We start from the raw sequence: 22,340 nt of genomic DNA on the forward strand, positions 1-22,340 counted from the left end.
ATCTTATGATACTCGATTGATTGCTAAAAAGCGAGGTTCTAGCTGAATTATTTTGCAACTTCGAGATTTGTTTGGGTCCGCTGCTGGTTCTGAATTCGCGAAAGGGTTAAAATTTGAGGTGAAAACAATCGATGAGGAGGACTTCAAATGACGACGTTTGATCGAAGTAGTTTTTCGCTGAACGGTAAGGTGGCGTTGATCACGGGTGGCGCCCGTGGGCTGGGACAATTTTATTCAGAAGCACTCTCGCTTTACGGTGCGGATATCTTTGTGGTGAGTGCGTCCCAGAATGGTTGGGATGATACCCGACAAAAGGTTGAGCAAAATGGTCAGCAGATCGGGTTCTTACAGCAAGATATTACGGATCCGGATGCGGCTGATCACATTATAGCTGCAGTTCTGGAACAGTTTGGTCACTTGGACATCTTGGTGAATAACGCGGGCATCCAGATTCGAAACGACGTGCTCGATTTCAAGGATGAAGACTGGCAAAAAGTGATCGATGTGAACTTGAACGGGTTATACTACTTGTCTCACGCGGCCGCTAAGGTGATGGTCAAGCAACAACACGGCAAAATCATTAACATCGGGTCGATGCAATCGTACCGAGCAGGTAAGCGAATTTTCCCATATGCCGCTAGTAAGCATGCCGTGTTAGGATTAACGCGGGCCTACGCGGATGCCTTAGCGCCAGACCATATTCAAGTTAACGGGATTGCGCCGGGATATATCAAAACGGATATGACCACGGCGTTGCAAAATGATCCTGTCCGTGGTCCTGAAATTCAAGGGCACATTCCATCGGGCGATTGGGGCACACCAGACCAATTGATGGGGCCGATGGTCTTCTTGGCGAGCGCAGCCTCGGATTACGTGACTGGCGTGATGTTGCCGGTTGATGGTGGGTATTTGCTACGTTAGACGACGCCTGCGAAACTTGTGCTATAATGGCAACAGAACTTAATTTAAATTAACTAGGGGCGCAATTTGCTGAGACGGTGTCGAACCGAACCCTTTGAACCTGTGAGCTAACCCTCGCGTAGGAAAGTTAATGTGACTTGCTAACTAACTGCCGACTGGGGATGACTCCGGTCGGCTTTTTTGCGCTTGAGGAGGACCTATTTTGACAACTTTTACAGATCAGATCCATACGGCGGCAGCCCCATTGTGGCAGAAGAGCTTTGACCATCCGTTCATTCACCAGTTGAGTGCGGGGAGCTTACCCAGTGAGGTATTTCGGTACTATTTGATTCAAGACCGGTACTATTTGAGCGAGTTTGGTAAGTTGCACGAACAGATTGCCGATCAATTAACGGATGACAAGGCCAAGGCCTTCTTGATGGCCGGTGCACAGGGCTTAAAAGACGGCGAAATTGCCGTACGTGAGGGGTTCTTTGAGCAACTCAACATTACGGATGACGAATTAGCACACACCCCAATCGCGCCAACGGCGTACAACTACGTCAACCACATGTACGCGGAACTTTACCGGGGCACGACAGCCCAAGCGATTGCGGGTTTGTTGCCATGCTATTGGCTCTATAACCAAATTGGCCAGCAACTAGTCGCGCAAGGCTCACCAAAAGAGCTGTACCAACGGTGGATCGAAACGTACGATAGCGATACCTATACGGATAGTGTCAACCAAATGATCGCGCTGACGAACCAAGCGGCCGAACAAGCGGATGACGACACGCGCGCGAAGATGCAGACGTCCTTTGTGCGGAGTAGTGCGTATGAGTTGGCGTTTTGGCAGATGGCGTTGGATGAGCAAAAGTGGTAGAGCGTGAAAAAATCGGTTAAAGTGTGGCGTATAAGGGCGCCCAAGCAATATCAGCCGGTCCTTGACTGATATTGCTTGGGCGCCCTTATACATAACACTTTGATTTTTTTCACGCGTTTCGGCGTGGTGGCCTGAAAATACAATCGTTGACAAACTTCACCAAGGTAACTAATCGCCAAGAAATCAAAGCCAAATCAGAGCCGAAACCAACGCTGCCAGAAAGCACGTCGCCAGTACCACAAAGTGGGGTGCTAAAACGCACCTATCCATAACACACTATCAGAACGTTGTCGAAAAGCACGGTCACAATCAATCTAAAGCCGCTAACCTCAATCTCGTTCAACGCTAACTTTTCCCCAGCCCCTTGCACAACCCCCACCACACCAGTACAATAACTCAAAAGCGATAACGAAAGCAGATGGAAATAATGGAAATTCGAGAAATCACCCCACAAGACGACGCCCAAATGGCGCACATCCTGCGAACTTGTCTGGAACAGCTTCACCTCAACCTCCCGCACACGGCCTACTACGATCCGTTCGTCGACCACTTAAGCGAATGGTACGCCAAAACTCCGGCTGCCAAATACTTCGTGGCCCTAGCGGATGACGGTCGGGTAGTCGGTGGCTGCGGCGTTGGCCCCATTGCACCAGAAGAAGGCATTGCCGAGTTGCAGAAACTCTACGTTGATCCTGAATACCGACACCACGGTACGGCAACGCAACTCTTACCACCGTGCTTTGAATTTGCCAAACAGCATTATCAAAAGCTCTATCTGGAGACCTTTGATACGATGTTGGCGGCCAATCAGTTGTACCTGAAAGTGGGCTTTGAACAGCTCGACCAACCGTTACCGCAATCAGAACACGGGGCATGTAACGTTTGGTATTTGATGAATCTTTGAAATCGAGGGAAGCGTTGCTAGTCGTGAGTTAGGGTAGCGACGTCAGGTGAGTATTTTTAACAAAACTGAAAATTAAATTTGACAACTGCTCATAATCAGACTATATTTGTCATTAAATTTTAATTCGTCAAATTAAAAACTTTGAAGAGAAGAGCGTCAGTTGCGCGTCTACAGAGAACTCCGGTTGGTGGGAAGGAGTCGTCGTTACGCTGACAAAGATGAACTCTGAGTAGTTGGTGATTGGTCCGCTGGGCTGGTCATTCGGTGGCAACCGTTACGTGTTCGGGACGCACTTGCGTCTCGATGAGGTGCGAGTGATCGCACACAGTAAGGGTGGTACCGCGCATTGTCGCCCCTTGTCGTAGAGACAGGGGGCGGCTTTTTTTATTCTTAGCAATCTTTGACGTTAACTTCCAGGAGGCAATTTAACATGACTGAAACTACTTTAATCCAATACCCAAACCGTTACGATGTCGTTGGTAGCTTATTACGACCAGCAGATTTAAAACAAGCCCACAAGGATTTAGCAGCCGGCAAAATCACTGCCGCTGAACTCACTGAGATTCAACGTAAAGAAACAAAGCGGATCGTTGAAAAACAAGTTGCGTTAGGTTTTAAGGACGTGACTGATGGTGAATTTAACCGGAGTTGGTGGCACTTAGACTTCTTATGGAACTTGACCGGGTCGATAAGTACGACTACCACAAGAGCTACAAGTTCAAGGGTGACACAACGCGGACCGATAACGTTGAAATTACTGGCAAAGTTGCCGCTAACCCGGATCACCCATTCTACGACAGCTTCAAGTACCTCCAAGCAATCACGCCAGCTGACGTGCGCGTCAAGCAAACCATTCCATCACCAACGATGTTATTCCGTGACAACCGGAGTGACCGCTGGAACGAATTTTACGAAACTTGGGACGCTTACTTGGCAGACGTTGCGCAAGCTTACCACGATACGGCCTTGCACTTCTACGACCTCGGCTGTCGTTACCTTCAAATCGATGACACGACTTGGGCCTTCTTGATTAGCAAGTTAAACGAAACCAAAGACCAAGTGGACGAACATGCTAAATACGTGAAGTTAGCTGAAGATGGCGTTCGGGTCATCAACGCCTTCTTGAAGGATTTACCTGAAGACTTAACTGTCGCAACCCATATCTGTCGTGGGAACTTTAAGTCAACCTACCTGTTCTCTGGTAGTTACGATGACGTGGCTGATTATTTGGGTCAATTGAACTACGATGGCCTCTTCTTGGAATACGATAACGAACGGGCCGGGAGCTTTGCGCCACTAGCACGGATCTGGAACAACGCGCCAAAGAAGCGGTTGGTACTGGGCTTGATTACTTCAAAATTCCCAGAATTAGAGGATAAGGACGCCGTGATTGCACGCATCCAAGACGCCGCTAAAGTTGTGCCACTTGAAAACTTGGCACTATCAACGCAGTGTGGGTTTGCGTCAACCGAAGAAGGTAACCAGTTAACGGAAGACCAACAATGGGCTAAGTTAACCTTGGTGAAGGAGATTGCCGAAACGGTTTGGCCAGAAGCCTAACTATACTATAGAAGATTAAATCGAGACGATTCCCGGTAAGTGTCAGTTAAACTGGACACGGAGGCGGGAATCGTCTTTATTTCGGCTTTGAGATTCCGCTAAATTTCCGGTAAGATAGATAGCAGACTAAAGAAGTGAGGGACTGACATGATTAAACTAGTTGCAGTGGATATGACGGGACGTTTTTGCGGGATGACCGGACGTACGATAAGGACCGCTTTCTGCGGCTTTTCCGGGTGATGCAGGAAAAGCACATCCGGTTCGTCGCAGCCAGTGGCTCTCAGTACCAGCGGTTGCGGTATAAGTTTGCTGAAGTGGCGGATGAGATAGACTTTATCTCTCAAAATGGCGCCATCGTGCACAGTGGTAGCGAGCTGAAGCAGATCACCCCAATTTCGGATGACCAAGTTCACAGCGTGTTAAATCTGTTGCACCAACGGTTTGGCGGCAACGACATTAATCAAGAAGTGGTCGCCGGGTTAAACGGTACCTACGTGGGCACTGATATTTCACCAGAAGCGTTAAAGGTGGTCAAATACTACTACCGGCCCGTTGTGTCGGTACCGAGTCTCGCCAAGTTGGTGGGCCATTCAGTGACCGATCAATTTACGAAAATCGCGATCAACTTTGCGGACCACGTTGATTTCCAAGCAGCCTCGTCAGCGTTAAGCCGTGCATTACCTGAAGCGTTATCAACAGAAACCTCAGGCTTTAACACGGAATTGATTGGTTCCAGCAAGGCTAACAAGCGCTCCGGTATCCGGGCGTTGCAGGAGGCCTACCAGATTGCGGATGACGAAGTGATGACCTTCGGCGACAACGGCAATGACTTGAGCATGTTGACGCTGACCCCACACAGCTACGCCATGAAAAACGCCGCAGCAAACATCCAGCAGGCGGCTGGTCATGTTACGACGGTTGATAATAATCATGATGGGGTGTTGGAGACGTTGGCGGAGGCGTTGTAGGAGCAGAGCGTAAAAAAATGCGTTTAGACCCCAGAATATAAGACAAAGAACCCCTAGATTCCTGGGCCTGGAATCTAGGGTTCTTTGTCTTATATGGCTGGGGTCTGCATTTTTTTGCGCGTTTAGGCTAGATAACAGTAGCGAGCTGATAGATGAGCGTTTCGGAATGTACAAGTTAAGAAGTTATTTCGATCCTTGTCGACGTCGCAACATTGCAGAAACCAGCCTCAAAGCACGAAAACAAACCACCTAGAAATCAACAGCGTATTTGGCAACAGCGCTCTCCGGCAACAATTTTCGGCGCCATTTGTGACTGTGCTGGTTGGGGTTGCTTTAAGCGAGTGGTGGCTTGAATGCCGGTACGTTTTGGCCACCGCGCCGAAACGCGTTCCACGAAGCAAAGCGCTGCATGTAAGGTAAAACCCGCAAAAAGGCCCAAAAATCGGGCCTTTCTGCGGGTTCTACCTTACATTTCGCGCTTTAACCGCTTCGTTCCACGCTCTGCGCTACACAAACTCAATATCCATCGGAATCGACCCAACCAACGATTCATGCACCGTACACTTTCTCACCACTTCATTCAAGAAGAACTGGTGATCAGATGGGGTGAGGTTGGTTTCAGCCGTAATCTTGATGGTAATGTGGGTGACGCGTGAGCTACCATCCTGATACGTTGTGGTTTCGCCCGAGACGTCAACTTGAAACTTTTTGACAGTCAGGTGTTGATCGTCATTTTCGATGTCACGAGCAGTAACGCTCATACAGCTCCCAACGGCGGCCAGCAAATATTGAACTGGGTTTGGCGCAGCGTCAGTCCCTTTGGCGACAACGGGTTCATCTGCTAGAAATGTGTGACCACCGGTTCGGTTCATGACCTGAGTACCGATGGGGCGTAGTGTTGAATGGACAATGTATTTTCCCATAAGTGTGGATCCTCCTCGTAACGCTATAATTGGTCTCATTGTACCATACCTATCCAGTAGTGATCGGGTTGGGCACTTGGCTGGTGGTGCGGGTGAGGGCACGAAAAAACGACTTTCAGGAGGGCTGAACCTTCTAAAAGTCGTTTTTTAATGATTGTTGAATTACCCAATAACCCGAACTTGGATCGATTGGCGACCAAATTGCATGGCTTCAGCGTTGGTCATTGAGATATCGAGTTGGTTAGGGTTGCTGTAAGCAAAAGTTCCAGTATCGTTAACCACTCGTTGTTCTGTATGACCGTCTTGGAACTTGATTTCAAGTTCAGTCCCCTTAGGGAAACGGTCTAAAGCAGCGGCAACGCCAGTCCCGGTTGGGATTGAAGTGCCTTGGCCACCAGCGGCGACTTGAGGATCGTAAGCCGTTGCGACCATGGTTTGCCAGCCTGACGTTGTGGTGCTGTTCGTGTCAGTGCTGGTTTTAGTTGTCGTACTCGTTTCAGGGAGATCCTTGATTTGAGTCGATGCCGTTGATTTAGCGGCCTTCTTAACGATGAGGCGTTCATTTGGATGGATCGTTGCGCTAGTGCCAGAGAGGTGGTTAGCGTTCACGATTGCTTGAGTCGTGGTGTTGAATTGGTCTGCGATAGCCCAGAGACTGTCGCCAGACTTAACGGTATAGGTGGTAGCGGCGGAAGCTGAAGTGGTGGCAAAGCCCAAACCAATCAGGGTGCCGAACAGGATTAAACTACGAGTAACGAACGTTTTTTGTAACATCGAGTATGTTTCCAACCTTTCAAGATATCCGAGTAATATAGGATTTTATTTAATAGTATGATAAGAAAAGTATTAATATTTCTGACCACGCTCACTACTATAACATGCAAAAAGCGGATTTCAGTAACAAAACCGCTACATTAATTTAGGACTCGTACATCTAACTGTAATATTGTCATATTCGTGTGATGTTATGAAATATGTAAGCGAAACATGACTAAAACATTACAACGAAATGAAAGCGAAGTTAGAAAATGAGAATTAACTCGACATATAAAACGGGAATTAAACAAAGATAAGCGAAAAAACCGCCCTCATCGCGGAGGAGACACAGCTCCAATTCCTGAATAAGGGCGGTTCAAATTGAAAATTAAGGTGACAGAATTGTTACAATAACGCTAAAATTGCCGTTTCATCGACACTAAGTTGGTCGAGCAAAAACGCGTTTTCGGTGATCAATCCGAGTTCGGCACTTTGGTCGCGACGCCAGTCTTGCACCTGTTGCGGCGAGATAGGATGTAATGAGGTCGTGTGATCAAGGTGACAAGCTAAAAGGTAAAACGTTTGGTGATCCGCAGATGAGAGATTGGCGGTGATGAGTTGGTGATAAGCAGTTGCTAATTTTGCCGCAAGTGGATTTTCAAAGTGCTGATTTAATTGAGCAGCTTGTTTGGCAAACGTTTCTTGCTCAGTGGCCGTGAGTGCGTGATCGAGCATGGTTAATTTGGTGGTATTGTAAAATGCTGCGAGTTCTGGGGTGAGTGACGACATTGAACGAACCTACTTTCTAAAGATAGTGTCAAACTATGTGAGGGCGGCTATAAAAAACGCCATTGTTTGCTTAGTAATCAAACAGTTTTTCTCACCATAATCGTAACAGATTTTTATGGCAGTTAGAAACTAAATTGGGTACAATCAAATCGGTATAGACAGCAGGTGCGCATGTACGAATGAGGTGAACGAAGTGAAGTGGCAATTAAATCGACTGAGGCCGTCACCGGTATGGGTTGCGGTGGTACTGAGTGCCGGTATTATTGGCTGTCAGATTTTATTTGCACCGGGATACGTTGATAATGGTGATTTTGCTGGTGTTTTACGATCAAATGGGCTTTATCAATTGTCGCACGCAACTCGGTTTAGCTGGCACTTTGGTGTGATGCAGTACTACAATCCGGCATTTTTGGTTCACGGGACGACCCAGTCGTTATTGATTCAAATCGCTATGTTACTGAGTCGGTTAACTGGTCATTCCCATTTTTTTGATATTCGTTACCTTGGCTTTGTATACGGGCTGATCTATCTGGGTGGTATTGGTTTGTTGACGTGGGCAATTACGACGCCCAAACGAACCGTTAAGAACTACTTTTTAGCGGGACTGGTGGTCGTTGTTTTGGCGGATGCGGGCATCGTTCGTTATTTTAATTCCTTGTATCCGCAGGCGGCGACTTTGATTCTGATTGTTTACGTGGTGGCACTGGCGTTATTACTTATTAGATATAAAACTGCCAAACTATGGCTGGTATTTAGTTATTTTATGGCGGTGATCCTACTACTAATGGTTAATGAGGATGGCAACTTCTGGTGTGTTGGGGTCATCTTTATAACGCTGAGTCTCTGGTGTGGACCGATGCTAGAAAAAAGACGCCCCTACCTCATTGCAGGCATCGGTTTAATTTTGATATTCAGCGTGATAACGGCGACTAACTTACCGAAGGATGCGCAGATGATGAATAAGTATCAGGCCTTTACTCAAGGTGCGTTAGTTGAAAATCAGCATCCGGAGCGGTATCCGGCCGCTAAACAGATCAACCCTCAGTTTACGTTAATGCGGGGGAACGCCTATTATCCAACTGCATATGCGGCCCTTAAACCGAACGGGGCGTATACCCAACGTCACTTGCTTCAGCGCTACAACCTCTCTTGGGTGGTGACGTCGTATGTAAATAGTGGCACGCAATTTTCACGGTTGTTAAATGTGATGGCTAAAAACACACTGGTAATCCCACTCACAACGCAAGGATCAGTGATTAGCTTTGTCGGTTATAGCCAGTTGATGGCAACGTTTTATCCGAAAACGTATGGCTTCAACGTGCTATTAGCTTTGGTGATCCTTAGCGGTTACGCGGTGGGCTTAGTGACTGGTCTCCGACGTCATCAGTGGGCGGGGTTTAGTCGCTTCATGATGATGTTTGGGTTGTTAACGACGATTATATTGATTCCAATCGTAACAATCGTGAACTATGGCTTAGCTAATCTGGCAGTGCACTTAGTTCCGGTCGTAGCCTGCCTAAATTTAAGTTTGATCTTGGTGGTAGCTGATTGCTGCCACCGGCGCATACTGCGCGGGACGGAGGATGAGTGATTACGAGAAAATGGCAACGGTGGTGGGCGATGATTGGCGTGGTATTCGGATTGGGATGGGGACTGTTGTCACAATCGACAAGGACTGAAGCAGCAACCAAACCCGTTTTATTAGTAGTTGATTCTCAAAATGCCGCGACGACCGCTCCCGCGCAACTGGACGCCCTGCAACGCTTATTGACTAGTATGGCCCTACCGGTAGAAACAGTTCGGTTAACCGCGTATCGTGCGCACCAATTAACGCCACGGCGATATTCAGGTGTGATCACAATGATCAATTGGCCGCAATCGCGCTTGGGGAACGCTACGTTTGAGCGAGATCGCCAAAAATTTAACGGTCCTGATCTGCACATTGGTACTAATTTAACAGCCTGGGAGGCCAAACGGCTAGGGGCAAAACGAGTGGCGTTGCACCATCAACAATTCAACCTACGAGAGGGCGAGCAGCAACAGTTACTGCCATATCAAGTTGCGATGACGGGGCTGACGCGCTTAGCAACGACTAGTCAAACTCAGGGTGGTTGGTCACCCAAACCGCTCAAGAACGGCACTACCCGTTTGGATTAGTTAACCATCAACGGGGATATCTGCCATATTTTGAACCACAGGGACTAGCGTTGATTATGGTCGCCAAGACGATTAGGACACTGTTTCATACCGGTCAACCGCAGCCGCCACTTTTGACAATTACTGGTGTGACGCCGTATTCGGATATGAACGCGTTGCTTCGAGTCATTCGGTTGCTTTATCACGAAGGGATTCCATTCGCAATTAGTACGACGAGCGTTGACGTTAATACGAAGCTTCCGGCCTTTGAACGGTTTAGTGCAGTACTTCGGGCAGCGGAGAAGCGTAATGGCATCATTTTTTTAAGGACGCCGATTGAAACGGGGATTCAACGCTTACGTGGCCGGACGCTCCAGCGAGTATTACGGACAGAGGTTACGGCGCTTAGCCAGCACAATGTATTTCCAGTAGGCTTAAGTTCACCAGGGCGATGGAACCAAACGCTTCGAACGCAAACGGCGGGGCTGTCATTGGCCTCAACTAATTTACTGTTACCGACGCGACCGCCGCTAAACTGACGGATCACAACCAACGAGCCCGAACCTATGCCCACAGTTTTTTCGGAGTTCCACTGAATCAACTATCAGCGGTGACGCATGCAGAAGCGATTCAGTTTCAGATGCCAACGGCGTTGACGGTGCCGTTACCGCAACGAGCAACTGATCGTCAGGCGCTTCGCCGGCAACTGCGACGATTGCAGTTAACGTGGTTTAATCCGGCACTAGGAGCGCTCACGACCCGAATTAAGGCGGGGACAGCGGATGTGCAATATCAAGCTGGCACGTATCAGTTAAATGGCCGAGTCGTTGCTGATTTGGATGTCGGCCCCGGTTGGTGGCGTCAACGGCAACCTAAGCGGCAAGTAAGATGGATCGACCGGTATTTTCAAGCGCAGTCCCACGTTTTACTGGTGCTGTTTATGGTGATTGGGGCGGTTTTACTCGTCTTCGGGGTCTTGGGTTATCGGGTTTACCGCCGAATGTTTATTAAATCTGATTAAAGGAGTACGTCACGCTAATGTCAGCAGTTGATACAGTTTTATTCATTGCCGTGTTGGCAATTTGGTTGATTTTAATTGTGAACTTGATCCTCACCATTGCAGGTTACGGCTTTTATTTGAAATGGCACCGGACGCCAGAAGCGCGCTTACCAAAGCAGCCGCCGATGGTGTCGATTTTAGTGCCAGCCCATAACGAAGGTCGGGTGCTGACCAAGACCGTTCAGGCGTTAATGGCATTTGATTATCCGATCAATCGTTATGAGTTGATCGTCATCAACGATAATTCCAGTGATGATTCTGCAGCGGTGTTGGCCCAATTACAGGCGCAGTACTCAGGGCGAGCATTAACGGTGATCAATACAGATGCAAAGACGGGGGGGCGTGGTAAGTCGAACGCGTTAAATATTGGGTTAAAACGTGCTCACGGGAGTCTCATTTCAATCTATGATGCCGATAATACCCCGGAGTCGGGTGCGTTGCGGGCGTTAGTGGCAACGTTGATGCGAGATGAACAGGTCGGGGCAGTGATCGGTAAGTTTCGAACGCGTAATAAATTAGCGACCATTTTGACCCGCTTCATTAACATTGAAACCTTGGCCTTTCAGTGGATGGCGCAGGCCGGCCGCCAACAGTTATTTAAACTTTGTACGATTCCTGGTACCAATTATGTCATTCGCCGGTCAGTGCTGACAGCGGTTGGCGGTTGGGACGTTCAGGCGTTGGCCGAAGATACTGAGATTAGTTTTCGACTCTATCAATTGGGCTATCGCATTCAGTTTCAACCACAAGCCGTGACGTGGGAACAGGAGCCACAGACGTTGGACGTTTGGTTTCGGCAGCGGACGAGGTGGGTGAAGGGCAACATCTACGTCGTTTTGAAGAACTTACCGTTACTATTAAGGCCTCAGGGACGCCGGATCCGGTTTGATTTGCTTTACTTTTTTGCGATTTACTTCCTATTGATGACGGCGCTTCTCTTCTCCGATGCGGTGTTTGTGCTTAGTGTAGCGGGCGTGGTCCATTCGACCCTTCCCGGAATCGGTAACGGACTTTGGGTGTTTGCGATTGCGCTCTTTATGATGAGTACGTTTCTAACGATTACAACGGAAAAGGGCGAGATGACGTGGGTTAATTTGGGATTGATCGGCTTAATGTACGTTGTTTACAGTCAGATGTGGTTAGCAGTTGCAGCTTACGGAATGGGGGCGTATGTTCGTGAACACATTTTTCACCAACAAGCAAAGTGGTATAAAACAAAGCGTTATTAAAATACTGGGGCTGGTGGCCGTTGTTATCACTGGTTTGATGAGTTTCACGATGGTGGCGCGAGCCAAAGTTATACGCAACCGTTCCAAAATCAAACGACAACGTTAATGGGGAAATCAGTGCAGGCCAATATGTATTTTGTCAAAATGGGGTACTGGCGCTTAAAAACGGCGACCCTTAACCTTAATTTTCAATTATCGCAATTAAGCGATCGCCAGACGTCGGACGTCACCGTAACGTTAAACGGTGTGGCAGTTGCTTCGTTTCGACCACAAGCAACGACTGGTCTTCAGACTAAGCAACTCAACATTCCAACGCGATTGATTGCGGGAACGAACAACCTTCAAGTTCGAGGGCAATTACTGAATCAGGTAGATAAACAACGAGTGACTGTTGCGCCAACACCAGCTAACTGGTTGACGATCGACCAACGGAGTAACGTGAACTTTGAGTACGATATTGCGCCGGCTGAATCAAAAATTAATTCTTTTTATGAACACTTTACTGGGACTGATACGATTGTTGACCAACAAGCGGTGATGGCGATCCCTGACCAACCAAGTCAGGCCGAGCTAACCGCTAGCCTGTACGCTTTAGCGGGGCAATCGCGATTAATCACGACTGAAGATGAGCAGTTGCCCGTTGTTCAACTAACCGATTCAAAGGTAAAACGGGCGCATTATCAGATGTTGATTGCGCGCTATCATCGGCTACCTAAGGTGGTTCGAGAACGGATAGACGTGAAAAAGATGCAGGGTGGGGCACTGATCCAAACACTGAAACTTGAAGGTCACCAACTGTTAGTTGTGACTGCCAAAACGGATCAGCTGCTAATCAAAGCGGCCAAGTTTGTGGCCAATCAAGAACTGATGCGTGAAACCAGTCAAGCCGCTAAACGAGTTACCGGTGGCACACCGACGTATACGTCGACGCTTCAGTATGATGGCAGTTATCAACTAACGCCGACGGATGACCAATTAACGGGAACGGATCATCAGGAAAAGGCCTACTTTGTTAGTTTACCGACCGATCGAACGAACGCCAACGGATCGACGATTCATTTAAAATTTCGTTACTCGAAAAATCTGAATTTTAAACAATCATTAGTTACCATCAAGGTCAATGGGCAGCCAATCGGTAGTCGGCGGTTATCGGTTGCACGAGCGGACAACGATGAACTTACCGTTAAATTGCCACCTAATAAGTCGCTGAGCAATGCGTTTACGATCCAAGTGGGCTTTGATCTCATGTTGCCTGGTCAGGATAACGATCGGGCAGTCAGTCAAACACCGTGGGCAACGGTTCTAAGTGGCTCACAAGCGTTTATTAAATCGCAACCCAACCGAGATTTGTTGTTTGATAACTATCCCAGTACGTTCATTAAGAATCGAACCTTTAACCACGTGGTTGTAGTGGCACCACAGACAATGGCCCCGGCGGACTTTGCAACGTTGACGAACCTGTTTAATCTGATGGGAAATTTCGTTCAGCAAAACACCGGTACCATTCAGGTTTACCGGCATCAACCAAGCCGGGCAGTGTTAAAAACGAGTAGCGTGATCGCGTTTGGGACGCCAGCTCAAAATAACTTGATCAAGCAGTTGAATTCACAGTTATACTTTCAATTTAACCGCCAGTTTACGGGTTTTCGTTCGAACGAAGTTAAGTCTAGAAAGTCGTTATGCTCAAAATGTGGGAACGGCCCAACTAATTCGCTCACCCTATAACGCGCAACGAGCGTTGTTAGTGGTAACGGCCTCGAAGCAACGGACGTTTATCGGGCCTCAACGCAGATCAACTTACAACGCAACGTCCAACAGTACCGGGATGCGGATGCCATTTTAGTAGATCGTGATAACCATCATTTTAGTTACCGATTTAAGAAGAATAAGGCGTTGCGTCAAACGATGCCGGTGCCTCGGCTTATTCAAACGCACTCGCAACTACTGCTCTTTTTAGCAGCTGGCTTGGGGTGTTTCGTGATTTTAGGCGGTGCCGTCATCTTGATTTTACGAAAAAACGGCTTTTTGAAACGGGAGGCGAAGCACGATGCACGCTGATGATAGTCGGGCAAGTTTACTAGCGGATGTCGGTTTATTGCTGTTTTTAACGGTGATCAGCTTAACCGTCGTACTAGCTGGCATTACGCATCAACTCTGGCTAAACGCCTGTTATATGGGCATCACGTTAGTCGTGATGTTGGTGACCTATTTCTTCGGCATCGTTCCAGGGTTACTGGGAAACTTACTATTCGTTTTGGGGCAGACGGCGTTGATGGTAGCCGTAAATTGGCACCATGCCGGGCAATTACCATTGACGCTCAGCTTCTGGTTAGTTATTCCCGGCCTGTTATCCGGGACGCTCGCTATGATGATGAGCCAGCAACAGCAATTACAAGCGAATAACGACTTGTTAAGGACGCAGTTGGCAGAACGGGGTGCCTTTGATTTACAAACTAATTTGCGAACAACGGTGGCTTATGTAGCGGACGCCCGGGTATTTATCGAAAATCACCGGCGGTTTCAGTTGCCGGTCACCATGGTCGTTTTTCGAATTCGCTATTACCATGAGTTGCAGCAACTGATCAGTGAACAGCAATTACAAACGCTGTTGACGATGACGTCCAACACGTTAACGACTGCAACGCGGGATAATGATGTGACCTATTATTTGGACAATCAGTTGCCAACATGGGGCACGATTCTGTATGCGGATGCTGAAACTGCGGCGGTTGCCATCGCTCGAATCAAGCGGACTTTCGCAACGCAATTGCTAGCTGAAGCGGAGTTGAAGTCATTGGATACCGCACTCGTCTCAGGTGTCGCAAGTTGGAACCCGGAGACGATGGCCAATCCATATGATTTGATGAATGAAGGCGTTCGGGAGATGGAATTTGATGTGGGTCAGAGCGGGGAAAAATAGTTCGATATCGGGATTTTAGGCAATAAAAAACGAAACTGAGTCATTCAGTTCCGTTTAGTAAAGCAGGATTAGTTTTCATCATCCAATTTTGAATAACCTGGGGCAGTGAAGCGCGCTTCATCGAACCCGGCTTCCCGTTCTTGTTCCACGGCTAATTGGGCAACCATGTTGAGGTAGTTGAACGGCGAATCAAAGTTCGAGTTAAACAACATGTCCACCAGTGAGAGATCATCGATGGTGTTGTTATTTTGGATGGCTAGCGAAATGGTATTCGCTGATGGGTAATATCGTGATCACTCCGGAGTTGTGCGCCCAGAATCTTCCGGTTATCTCGGTTATAAATCAAGATAATCGTCAGTGGATCCGTATGTGGCAAGTATTCCGGTGCCAGGTGCCATCATAAACGACTTCTTGAGCGTTTAACCCATAGGCTTGGGCGTGTTCTAACGTTAACCCCGTCGTTGCAAGGGCGGTCCCGAATAGTTTAAGGGCTGAGGTTGCTTGGGTCCCCATGTAGGGGTACGTGTTGCCAAAGACGTTGTGGGCAACTAACATCGCCTGACGAATGGCGTTCGTTGCAAGTGGGGTGTAAGCTGCTTCGCCCGTTGGGTTAAAGCGAACCATGGCACAGTCACCAGCAGCGTAAATGTCAGGGTCAGAAGTCTGCATGTATTTGTTAGTCAACAGTGACCCGTGTTTTTCGATGTCAACTTGGCCCCGTAACAGCGAGGTGTTTGGAACGAAGCCGGTGCTGACGATGGCAACGTCGGTTTGGAAATCCCCTTGGTTGGTTTCAATCGTCAAAGTGCCGTCATCGTTACCCGTAAAGGCAGTTACCCGGTGCTCAAGGTGAACCGTAATATCGTGGTCACGCAGTAAATCAACGGCCCAAGATGACATCCGCTTGCCCACGTAGTTGTTCAAAATTTGCCCACGTGATTGGAACATTTGCACGTCATGGCCCGTTTTAGACAGGCTTTCTGCAAATTCCGTGCCGGAGTAACCGGCCCCAATGATGGCGATATGGTGGTATTTTTGAGCGGCGTTATAAATTGCTTGGGCTTGCTGATAGTTCTTGCACAGCAGAACCCGTGAATTATCGATCCCGAATAGTGGGGGAACGACAACTGAAGAGCCAGTGGTCATGATCAACTTGTCGTAGGTATCAGTGAAGACTTCACCTGATTTCATATCGGCAACTTGAACGGTGTGTTCCTTGGCGTTAACCTTTAACACATCGTGGTTATCGTGTACGGTTGCGCCCAATTCGCGCAGTTCATCTGGCGACGAGTAAAACATGTCCTCTAAACGCTTAACTTGCCCATCAAGGTAAAGTGCGATCCCACAGGAAAGAAACGAAAAGTTATTATGCCGTTCGTAGATTGTCACGTCGGCGTCTGGGTGATTTTTTAAAATCTCAGTAGCTGCAATTGTCCCAGCGTGGGTGCAGCCAATAACGATAATTTTCATGGTGTTGGCCTCTCCTAACTTAAAGCTTTTTAGAATGATTCTTAGTTGCTTATGATTGTCAAATAATTATACCTATATTCTACATCAATAATGATATAATTAACCTGTTATTTTAAATAAAATTCGGGGGAGCGTGCCAATGTACCGATATTTTATTCAACCACAGCTGAATAAATTTACGAATTCGTTGATCGGTTATGAGATGCTAATTCGTAAATCGGCTGATGACCGCTGGATCCTTCCCCAAAATTTTGCGTCAATTCCGTTGGATATTCAAGTTGACCTGTTAAAGCAGGTTGCTAATCGATTAGCCTTAAAAGTGGGTTCGGTTTCGTTTAATTTGAACCGAACGCAATTTGTAAATCGTGATATGGCAGCGGCACTGATTGATGCCCAACACGCAATTTACCCGGTCACGTTAGTCGTTGAAGTGACCGAGGAAGAAAGTGATCAGGACGTAACGATTGCGCAATTAAAGCAGTCGGCGGCCGAATACGAACAACACGGCATTCAGTTGAGCCTGGATGATGTTGGGACTGGTCGCAATGTGTATGAGAGTATAGAAGCGCTATTGCCCGATGCGAGTGAAATTAAAGTTGCCATGCAGAATTTTCGGCAGTCTGAGCGGACGACCGAGATTCCTGAGCAACTGCGTTATTGGCGAGACGTTGCGGCGAAACACCAATTGCGGCTAATTGTTGAAGGCACCGAAACAGCTGAAGATGATGCGTTACTGGATGAATTGGAGATTCCACTACGTCAGGGTTACTACTACGGGAAGCCACATTTATTTAGCTAACGGTCGATTTAAGGGGATTAACGTTGTTGATTGGGGAACAGCATTAAAAAAAGCACCTGAACCAATGAGCTGGTTTGGGTGCTTTTTTTGACTGAAACTGTGTGGTGATATACCTATTCTGTACTGTACAAGCAAAATACTGTTTTAAGGATATTGAGTGGAATTGGCGACGTGCATTGCTTTCAGCGCCACTTTGGCTTTTAGTTGGCAATTATCGGTACCAGTGTGAAGCTTGCGGACGTAACTGTTTTTAGGCTTCTGCGCCGAAATGAGCTCCGCAAAGCAAAGACTTGCACATAAGGCCCCGCCAACACAAACCCCAAAAACCGGGGTTTATGTTGGCGGGGCCTTATGCTCCAGTCTTTAAGCGCTTTGCTTCGCTCTCTAGTCCACCTTCACCTTCCCATGAAACTTAACGAAGTACAACACCGTCATCAGGGCTAAGAAGACGACCCCGACGATAATTGAAATTCTGGTTTCTGGGTTGAAGAACATGAAGATCAACGTTAGCAATAAGAAGGCCAACGTGAGGTAGTTTGAGTATGGTGAAAATGGCATCTTGAACGGATGCTGGTCCATCTTGGCTTTGTGTTGCTTACGGAACTCGATTTGACTGATCAAAATCACGAACCATGGCACCATACCGGGAAGGACACTTGAACTGTAAACCATGACGAAAATATTGTCGGCACCCTTGTACACGTATGGCAGAACGAAGTCGAGGACCACGCCCAAGAAGATCCCGAAGGAAATGGCGATAACCGAGTAGAAAGGAACACCATGACGGTTCAGCTTTAAGAACCGCTTTGGTAATTGACCGTTGTTAGCTAACGTAAATGACATCCGGCTAGCACTGTAGATCCCGGAGTTCGAACCGGAAAGGGCAGCAGTGATCACCACGAAGTTAATGATTGAAGCTGCGGCAGTGATCCCAATCTTAGCGAAGGTTTCCACGAATGGTGAGCCAACGTTGTTGAGTTGGTTCCATGGTAGATACTTAAAATTACGAAGATGGCGCCGATGTAGAAAATCAAGATTCGGAAGACCGTTGAGCGAATCGCTTTGACCAACGTATCTTGAGGGTTTTCTGCTTCACCAGCAGTGACCCCAATCAGTTCGATCCCTTGGTAGGAAGCCAACACGATTGAAAGGGCGAAGATAAAGCCCTTGAAACCACCGGTAAAGAAGCCGTGGGTCCACATGTTGGAAATACCGATTGGGTGGAAGCCGTTACCGATCCCGAAGACGATCAGGCCAAGGCCAACAACGATCATTAAAATAATCGTGACCACCTTGATCAAGGCAAACCAGAATTCCAGTTCCCCAAACATCTTAACGGAAATCAGGTTGGCTAAACACAGGAAGGTGATGGCAACGATTCCGGGAATCCAGGCTGGTAATCCTGGCCACCAGAACTCGAAGTACCCCCCAATCGCAATCATTTCACTCATGCCCACGACCACGAACTGGAAGATATTACTCCAGGCGGTGAGGTAGCCCGCCAACGGGTGAATATATTCGTCGCAAACTTGGAAAATGAGCCGGTGTCTGGGTCAACGTAAAGCATTTCACCCAAAGCACGCATAATTAAATATAAAAAGATCCCCGCGATTGCGTAGGCAATCAGCACAGAGGGGCCCGTCCACTTAATGGTTGACGTCGAGCCCATAAACAGGCCGACCCCAATCGTTCCCCCTAATGCAATCATTTGCATCTGGCGGGCGCTTAGTTTTCGTTTCATAAGTCTAATCCCTTTCATGACCAAATAAGTTCAAAACTGACGTAAGTTATGTAGCCCATCGATGGATGAGGTCCACAAAATTATATGTTATGATAACGATAAATAGTGACACTACCCCCATCATTATTTATTAATATCGTATGAGAACATGCTACACGAAAAACGGTGGGAGCGCAAGTTACTGTCGGCAATGAAAACGAGTGGTTTCGGTACAGTCGTCTGAAAACAAGCAGGCCGTACAATGACCTTAGATAAGTTGACGGTAAGAACTGAAAAATTGACTGAGCTTACATGAATTTGAGAATTGAAACGGACATTTTTCAATAATATGACGATTAAAAAGGACTGATTTGAATGATGACAACGCACCAGCTCTGGCAAGACTTAACCTGGCTGTCGATTGATGAACCAACGGATGCGGACTTACAAAAGTTACGAGAAGACCACCAGATTTCTGCTAAATACCTCTCGTACATGAAAGATTCCCGGGAACGGGCCCGATTTGACTATGACGCTCAGCAACAGTGCGGCCTATTGATTTACCGGTCGATCAACCGTGAGGAACGGGCGGCGGGGCAAACGAATTACTATGATACGGTGCCACTCTGTTTTATTTTTCGGGGCAAGACGCTGATCACGGTGACGCATCGCAAGAACCGGTATGTGACGGGTGTTTTGAAGCAAATCGTAACCGAACTTCAGGAACGACAAATTGAAGATAGTCTCTTTTTGTTGGTTTTTCGGTTGCTGTTTCAACTCAATGAAGACTATTTAGATCGAATTGACGATATGAGCAAGATTCGTGAAAGCTTGGAACACTATGGTAAGCGACCCAGCAATCGTCAAATTGCGCAGCTATCAGAGTTGGATAAGCGGCTAGTGTATTTGAGAACGGCCGCTAATAACAACGTCATCGCGATTCAGCAGTTACAGGTGATGTCGGATGCGGATGACGACCCGCTCCAAATCTCAAAGGCGGAGATGCAGAACTTAGTTGACCTCCAAATTGAGGTCGAACAGAGTCGAGAAATGGCTAACATCGCAGCTGAGATCGTGGAGCGAACCACAAGTAGCTACAACAACTTGCTGGATAACAGTTTGAACAACACGATGCGGATCATGACGGTGTGGTCACTGGCATTGGCGGTGCCACCAATCGTTTCTGGTTTTTGGGGCATGAACATGAAGCTCCCGCTGACGGGTGAGCCGTGGGCGTGGGAGCTGTCGATTGGGTTGTCCATTGTGCCGATTGTGGGGTTGTTGTGGTATTTGATTAGGCATCGAGATTTGTAGAGCGCAAAGAAAAGCGGTTAGGGAGTGGAGCGTAAGGGCGGCAAAGTCATACTGGCTGGGTTTTGGCCAGTATGACTTTGCCGCCCTTACGTGCAACTCCCTGCTTTTCTTTGCGCATTTCGGCGTGGTGGCCTAAAAGCACTAGTGTTGACAAACTTCACAACAAAACCGATTATCCGGAAAGGCGAATCCCACACCGAGCCGAAACAAACGTAGTAGCAAAGAACATCGCCGGTACCACTCAATCATGGCAACGTCCAAACCAACCAATTTGTAGTACTTTGCGAATTAGGCGTGGCGGGCCAAATCAACAAACTGATTATCTGAAAAAAGAATTCCGCATAAATCTGAAACTAACTTAACCACAAAGCAAGTCGCCAAAACAACTCGATTATTTTTTAGTAGCAATATTTTTATTGCATAATATGAAAGTAATCCCAACCTATTTTCAAAAAAACAATCCCCAGTAAAATAAAATTTAACATTTTCCTTGACGAATCTCCAAAGAAGGTATAAATTAAAGACACATTAACGATTGATGAGAAAAACAAATGTGATGACGAGGAGAGTAGCTTTCAGCCAAGCTCTAGTGAGTCCCGATGAGTGGAAAGGGATAGTGGTACTGATCGTGAAAGTAGCCTCTGAACAGTGAATGCGATGTGTGAGTGTTCACGGTGGGTCCCCCTTAACGGACAAGCGTATCGCCAGTGATGGCTGTGCGTGAGAGGCAGTGTTGTGAGGACACTGTGAATTAAGGTGGTACAGCGCCAATAGCGCTTGACTAAGTGATGAACTTAGCCAAGGGCGCTATTTTTATTCTCGTTTAACTTACATAGCGTGACCCATTTTTCTCATTAATCGCTCAAAACTACTTAGGAGTGTGATTTTAATGAAATTTGCAATGATTGGTGCAGGCGCAATGGGTTTACGGTACGGGATTTTACTACAAGAGGCTGGCAATGACGTTACCTTTATCGATACGTGGCAACCACACATCGACAAGATTCGTGAACAGGGGGGCGTTTACGTTTCCCGGGATCACAAAGATCGTCATTTAACCAAGATCAAGTTGGAAACCCCAGAATCTTACAACGACGACCCTGACATGTTGATCTTCTTCACGAAGCAAATGCAGTTAGCCGGCTTCTTGGAACGCTGCTCACACTTCTTCAATGACAAGCAATACGCCTTCACCTGCATGAACGGGATGGGCCACATTGAAAAGTTGCAACAGTACTTTGCGGATGACAAGATCATCGCCGGTACCGCTTTGATTGCGACCGTTTTGAACGGACCTGGCGACGTTGACTTCATGGGCAAGCGTGGCGCTGGTAAGATGAACATGGCCAACTTGACTGAAAAACCAGACGAAATGACCCACCGCTTATTCGACGAACTTCAAAAGGCCCAAATGAACCAACGTTGACTACCAACTTCAAGGGAACGTTGATGACTAAGGTTATCTTTAACTCCGTTATCAACACGTTATGTACCTTATTTGAAATTCAAATGGGTGAATTTGGGAACTTCGAAAAAGCCTACGACCTTGGTCGTCAATTGATCGACGAAGCCTACGATATCTGCGAACGAGCCGGCATCACGTTAGTCTCAACCCGTGACGAAGAAATGACGGCCCTTGACCGTAACACGCGGATCGATATGCCATTGCACTACCCATCCATGTATCAAGATATGATCCATGACCGGCCAACCGAAGTTGACTACATCAACGGCTACATCGCTGAACTTGGTCGTGAACATCACTATGAAGCCCATACGCATATTTTCTTGACCAACTTGGTTCACTTGTCTGAATATCACCGGGCAAATGAGAAGAAGGCTAAGGAAGCGGCTAAATAATCAGAAGAAAAACGATGACGCTGAGAGGTTCGGCGTCATCGTTTTTGTCGTATGAGAAATCTGAGTTTTTGACTTACGCTTGTGTCCAGCGTAAGCATCTTTCGTTTGTGAAATGATTCTGGGTTTCTATAGTGGGAAGATGCCGCGGG

16 protein-coding genes, 5 pseudogenes and 1 riboswitch are annotated in these 22,340 nt (G+C 47.4%); of the genes and pseudogenes, 16 read left to right on the top strand and 5 right to left on the bottom strand.

The features are described from left to right. The first annotated feature begins 147 nt into the window (after window positions 1-147). The 5 genes and pseudogenes from JCM2765_RS07480 to JCM2765_RS07500 form a co-directional block, all read left to right on the top strand. On the top strand, window positions 148-921 hold the full coding sequence (locus tag JCM2765_RS07480) for an SDR family NAD(P)-dependent oxidoreductase (RefSeq protein ID WP_054735679.1): 774 nt from the start codon (window positions 148-150) through the stop codon (window positions 919-921). A 45-nt stretch (window positions 922-966) separates the two neighbouring features. Further along, window positions 967-1,063, top strand: a riboswitch (TPP riboswitch). Window positions 1,064-1,123: 60 nt separating this feature from the next. Then, window positions 1,124-1,783: a thiaminase II gene (gene tenA / locus JCM2765_RS07485; protein ID WP_054735682.1), complete on the top strand. Its 660-nt coding sequence runs from the start codon at window positions 1,124-1,126 to the stop codon at window positions 1,781-1,783. Between the two features lie 427 nt (window positions 1,784-2,210). Next, the gene (locus JCM2765_RS07490; protein ID WP_054735685.1) at window positions 2,211-2,687 is read left to right on the top strand and encodes a GNAT family N-acetyltransferase; all 477 of its coding nucleotides are present in this window, start codon (window positions 2,211-2,213) and stop codon (window positions 2,685-2,687) included. Between the two features lie 430 nt (window positions 2,688-3,117). Next, window positions 3,118-4,247, top strand: a pseudogene (locus tag JCM2765_RS07495) (vitamin B12 independent methionine synthase). A 182-nt stretch (window positions 4,248-4,429) separates the two neighbouring features. Beyond that, window positions 4,430-5,215, top strand: a pseudogene (locus JCM2765_RS07500) (HAD-IIB family hydrolase); the annotation flags it as partial. Between the two features lie 506 nt (window positions 5,216-5,721). On the opposite strand, the gene JCM2765_RS07505 reads toward JCM2765_RS07500, so the two are convergent. From JCM2765_RS07505 to JCM2765_RS07515, 3 genes are all read right to left on the bottom strand, one after another. Next, window positions 5,722-6,138: an OsmC family protein gene (locus JCM2765_RS07505; RefSeq protein ID WP_054735691.1), complete on the bottom strand. Its 417-nt coding sequence runs from the start codon at window positions 6,136-6,138 to the stop codon at window positions 5,722-5,724. A gap of 162 nt (window positions 6,139-6,300) precedes the next feature. Further along, a complete protein-coding gene (locus JCM2765_RS07510; protein WP_054735696.1) occupies window positions 6,301-6,912 on the bottom strand; it encodes a LysM peptidoglycan-binding domain-containing protein in 612 nt (203 codons plus the stop codon). Window positions 6,913-7,299: 387 nt separating this feature from the next. Continuing rightward, on the bottom strand, window positions 7,300-7,683 hold the full coding sequence (locus tag JCM2765_RS07515) for a hypothetical protein (protein WP_054735700.1): 384 nt from the start codon (window positions 7,681-7,683) through the stop codon (window positions 7,300-7,302). Window positions 7,684-7,876: 193 nt separating this feature from the next. Between JCM2765_RS07515 and wsfD the strand changes: the two genes are divergently transcribed. From wsfD to JCM2765_RS07550, 8 genes are all read left to right on the top strand, one after another. Then, the gene (wsfD, locus tag JCM2765_RS07520; protein WP_054735703.1) at window positions 7,877-9,274 is read left to right on the top strand and encodes a glycan biosynthesis hexose transferase WsfD; all 1,398 of its coding nucleotides are present in this window, start codon (window positions 7,877-7,879) and stop codon (window positions 9,272-9,274) included. Further along, window positions 9,271-9,840, top strand: a complete 570-nt coding sequence (locus JCM2765_RS07525; protein WP_054735706.1) for a hypothetical protein — start codon at window positions 9,271-9,273, stop codon at window positions 9,838-9,840. The genes wsfD and JCM2765_RS07525 overlap by 4 nt, the downstream gene beginning before the upstream one ends. Next, on the top strand, window positions 9,795-10,358 hold the full coding sequence (locus tag JCM2765_RS07530) for a hypothetical protein (protein WP_156301720.1): 564 nt from the start codon (window positions 9,795-9,797) through the stop codon (window positions 10,356-10,358). The genes JCM2765_RS07525 and JCM2765_RS07530 overlap by 46 nt, the downstream gene beginning before the upstream one ends. Before the next feature lie 71 nt (window positions 10,359-10,429). Further along, window positions 10,430-10,840 carry a hypothetical protein gene (locus JCM2765_RS07535; RefSeq protein ID WP_054735712.1) on the top strand — a complete coding sequence of 137 codons (411 nt, stop codon included), beginning with the start codon at window positions 10,430-10,432 and terminating at the stop codon, window positions 10,838-10,840. 17 nt (window positions 10,841-10,857) lie between these two features. Beyond that, a complete protein-coding gene (locus tag JCM2765_RS07540; RefSeq protein ID WP_054735714.1) occupies window positions 10,858-12,108 on the top strand; it encodes a glycosyltransferase family 2 protein in 1,251 nt (416 codons plus the stop codon). A gap of 129 nt (window positions 12,109-12,237) precedes the next feature. Next, entirely contained in the window at window positions 12,238-13,833 is a 1,596-nt protein-coding gene (locus tag JCM2765_RS07545; RefSeq protein ID WP_263849365.1) for a cellulose biosynthesis cyclic di-GMP-binding regulatory protein BcsB, read from the top strand. Window positions 13,834-14,001: 168 nt separating this feature from the next. Continuing rightward, window positions 14,002-14,166: a hypothetical protein gene (locus JCM2765_RS18090; RefSeq protein WP_225352028.1), complete on the top strand. Its 165-nt coding sequence runs from the start codon at window positions 14,002-14,004 to the stop codon at window positions 14,164-14,166. Further along, window positions 14,156-15,028 (top strand): hypothetical protein, encoded by an 873-nt coding sequence (locus tag JCM2765_RS07550; protein ID WP_054735717.1) that lies wholly within the window; start codon window positions 14,156-14,158, stop codon window positions 15,026-15,028. The genes JCM2765_RS18090 and JCM2765_RS07550 overlap by 11 nt, the downstream gene beginning before the upstream one ends. A gap of 68 nt (window positions 15,029-15,096) precedes the next feature. Here the strand turns inward: JCM2765_RS07550 and JCM2765_RS07555 are convergent. Beyond that, window positions 15,097-16,498: pseudogene (locus JCM2765_RS07555) on the bottom strand (FAD-dependent oxidoreductase). Window positions 16,499-16,637: 139 nt separating this feature from the next. On the opposite strand from JCM2765_RS07555, the gene JCM2765_RS07560 reads away from it, so the two are divergent. After that, window positions 16,638-17,297: an EAL domain-containing protein gene (locus JCM2765_RS07560; protein ID WP_054735721.1), complete on the top strand. Its 660-nt coding sequence runs from the start codon at window positions 16,638-16,640 to the stop codon at window positions 17,295-17,297. A gap of 384 nt (window positions 17,298-17,681) precedes the next feature. On the opposite strand, the pseudogene JCM2765_RS07565 reads toward JCM2765_RS07560, so the two are convergent. Further along, window positions 17,682-19,056 (bottom strand): annotated as a pseudogene (locus JCM2765_RS07565) (amino acid permease). 336 nt (window positions 19,057-19,392) lie between these two features. Between JCM2765_RS07565 and JCM2765_RS07570 the strand changes: the two are divergent. Together JCM2765_RS07570 and JCM2765_RS07575 are read left to right on the top strand one after the other, a co-directional pair. Beyond that, window positions 19,393-20,331, top strand: coding sequence for a magnesium transporter CorA family protein (locus JCM2765_RS07570; RefSeq protein ID WP_054735725.1), 939 nt, complete (start codon window positions 19,393-19,395; stop codon window positions 20,329-20,331). Between the two features lie 889 nt (window positions 20,332-21,220). Continuing rightward, window positions 21,221-22,191, top strand: a pseudogene (locus JCM2765_RS07575) (ketopantoate reductase family protein). Window positions 22,192-22,340 lie beyond the last annotated feature (149 nt).

The sequence above is a fragment of the Secundilactobacillus similis DSM 23365 = JCM 2765 genome, from assembly GCF_001311075.1.
Lineage (GTDB): Bacteria > Bacillota > Bacilli > Lactobacillales > Lactobacillaceae > Secundilactobacillus > Secundilactobacillus similis.